We start from the raw sequence: 1,675 nt of genomic DNA on the forward strand, positions 1-1,675 counted from the left end.
AAGATTATCCGGAAGCTTCCAACTATCGCTATGAAGATGGTCTAGAAAAATATGATGATATTTTCCGTTATGCTCAGAGGTTGTCTGAGAAGTCTCATTTGCTACATCCAAGCCCCCTAAATCCCCCAATTTTGGGGGACTTTTAGAAGCAAATTGACTCTTGTTCCCCCCAAAGTTGGGGGGCTAGGGGGGCAAAATTCAGTATAAAAAAACTTTTCAGATATCCTCTCAGTGCTCCCATGTCGAAAAAATTCGCATGGAGGCAACACCAGACTATCTTTACTCATTAGGTACACCCCATAAAATAAAACAATCTCTACCAAATGTGAAACTTATATTTATCCTACGGGAACCGGTGTCTCGATTAATTTCTTGGTATAAGTTTGCTAAACAAAAAGAGTATCTTCCTCAAGATATCAGCTTTGATAACTATGTTAACCAGCAATTAATTAATGATAATTTTGAACACGAAAATACCTATACCTATATGCGTTCCCTTGAGCAAGGGCGTTATTCTGTCTACTTAGAGCCTTACTTTGAGTTATTCGGAGCCGATCGAATTTATGTTGCTTTTTATGAAGAGTTATCCCAAAATCCCAAATATGTGCTTGAAAAAATATGTGGATTTGCAGGAATTGATCCAACCTTCTATGGGGATTATCTTTTTAAAGTCTATAATTCCAGTAAGGCAGTAAAAAATTGGTGGTTTCACCGGAATTATGAGCAGTTTCTAAAGTCTATGCGTCAATATACCCAAGACAAACCTATCCACAAAGTTTTGAGGAAAATTCGACGGTCCCTGGATCCGGTCTATTTACGCCTTAATGTGCAGCCTCAGGAAAAGGTGTCGATTTCACCAACTATCAAAAATGCTCTTAGTAAGTATTATAAACAGGAAATTACAGCATTAGAAGAACTACTTGGCTACTCAGTTCCATGGCAATCATGGAATTAATTTATAAAAAAACAATAACAAATAACACTACCGAAACAACGGGACACGATATGATCAGACTGATGAGAGAAGAACACTAATTTAGGACAATATCCATGAAGAAATATGTCTGTACCACTTGCGGCTATGTCTATGACCCAGAGGTAGGGGATCCAGATAGTGGCATTGCACCGGGAACACCTTTTGAAGATATTCCAGATGACTGGGTATGTCCGGTTTGTGGAGTCGGTAAGGAAGATTTTGAACTGGAAGAAGAGTAACATTTTTAAGCACCTAAACAAAATTAATTTCCTACTACCAATCTCTGTAACCCTTACATCGTAAGGTTTTGAGTTTTGGAAAATGTGTAATTAATTTTGTGCACCTGCTTATTGTCGTATTGATTGTCGTAATCGGTGGCAGTGCCACCGTTTTTTTTGACAAAAAATAGTGGTAGGCAATAAAAAACCGTGCCTTACCAAACCCGGAGTGCTAATTGCCAAGAATGCGATTGGCAATTAGCACTCTGACACTCCATAGCGCTGCTGAATTTCCAGCAATTTTACCCTGGCCTCCCCAGCATTATCGGCCAACTCAGCAAACTCCAAAAATCGCTTCAATTCCTTTTTCAACAAACTCCGTTCCACTTCCCAAGTTTCCCGTCCCAAATCTGGGGGCAATACAATCATGTCAAATAACGTTGCCCGTTCCTTACCTGGGTGCGGTCGCAACACTCGCCCC

The 1,675-nt window shown here is 39.8% G+C and carries 2 protein-coding genes and 1 pseudogene; 2 read left to right on the forward strand and 1 reads right to left on the reverse strand.

Features of this window, described 5'->3' with window-relative positions; all coding sequences use genetic code 11:
* Positions 1–256: 256 nt before the first annotated feature.
* Positions 257–955 carry a sulfotransferase domain-containing protein gene (locus F6K49_RS46615; RefSeq protein ID WP_293109268.1) on the forward strand — a complete coding sequence of 233 codons (699 nt, stop codon included), beginning with the start codon at positions 257–259 and terminating at the stop codon, positions 953–955.
* A gap of 95 nt (positions 956–1,050) precedes the next feature.
* Positions 1,051–1,215, forward strand: coding sequence for a rubredoxin (gene rd / locus F6K49_RS46620; protein WP_293052701.1), 165 nt, complete (start codon positions 1,051–1,053; stop codon positions 1,213–1,215).
* A 237-nt stretch (positions 1,216–1,452) separates the two neighbouring features.
* On the opposite strand, the pseudogene F6K49_RS46625 reads toward rd, so the two are convergent.
* Positions 1,453–1,675: pseudogene (locus F6K49_RS46625) on the reverse strand (helicase); the annotation flags it as partial.

The organism is Moorena sp. SIO3I6 (genome assembly GCF_010672095.1).

Excerpts from the sequence above, each read along its gene's own strand:
- rd (WP_293052701.1), top strand. The coding sequence starts at position 1,051 with ATGAAGAAATATGTCTGTACCACTTGCGGCTATGTCTATGACCCAGAG.
- F6K49_RS46615 (WP_293109268.1), top strand. The coding sequence starts at position 257 with ATGGAGGCAACACCAGACTATCTTTACTCATTAGGTACACCCCATAAA.